At 57.0% G+C, this 593-nt stretch carries 1 protein-coding gene; it reads left to right on the top strand.

The genetic code is table 11. The features are described 5' to 3' along the window. Positions 1 to 593: YPDG domain-containing protein (locus HMPREF2743_RS10035; protein ID WP_210400265.1), on the top strand; the 593-nt coding region annotated here is incomplete at both ends.

The raw sequence follows: 593 nt of genomic DNA, 5'->3' as shown, positions 1-593 counted from the left end.
CACCACCGCTGCTACGGTTGAGCCGAAGTACAACGATGGTGCTGGCCAGCCTGGTACCACCGCGCCGGTTGATGCTCCGACCTTTACTAACAAGGACGGAGACAAGGTCATTGTTCCGGAAGGCACCAAGTTCGCCACGGACAAGGATGGTGTTGAGGTCGCCGAGGATGGTTCGCTGAAGGTTCAGATTCCGGAGGATGCCAAGCCTGGTGACAAGATCACTGTTCCGGTTGTTGTGACTTACCCGGATGGCTCGACGGACAATGTTGATGTCACGGTGACTGTCACCGACCCTGATTCGACGCCTGAATGGGGAGACGGTGAAGGTGAGCCGGGTGACAAGGTTACTGTTCCGAATGAAGGTGGCGATGTTCCGGAAGGCTCTACGGTTGAGGTAAAGGGCCCCGGTAAGGCTGAAATCGATAAGAACGGCAACCTGGTTGTCGACATCGATGAGGACGCTAAGCCTGGTGACAAGGTTGTTGTCGAGGTGAAGGATCCGGAAGGCAACACAATCGACGACTCGACCGTGACTGTTACCGAGCCGAGTGCGCCTGCTGAGCAGCCGGACTGGAAGGACGGCAAGGGTAAGC

Source organism: Corynebacterium sp. HMSC036D02 (assembly GCF_001836165.1).
Lineage (GTDB): Bacteria > Actinomycetota > Actinomycetes > Mycobacteriales > Mycobacteriaceae > Corynebacterium.
The sequence above is the reverse complement of the archived record's forward strand: the minus strand, read 5'-3'. Positions and strand labels throughout refer to the sequence as shown.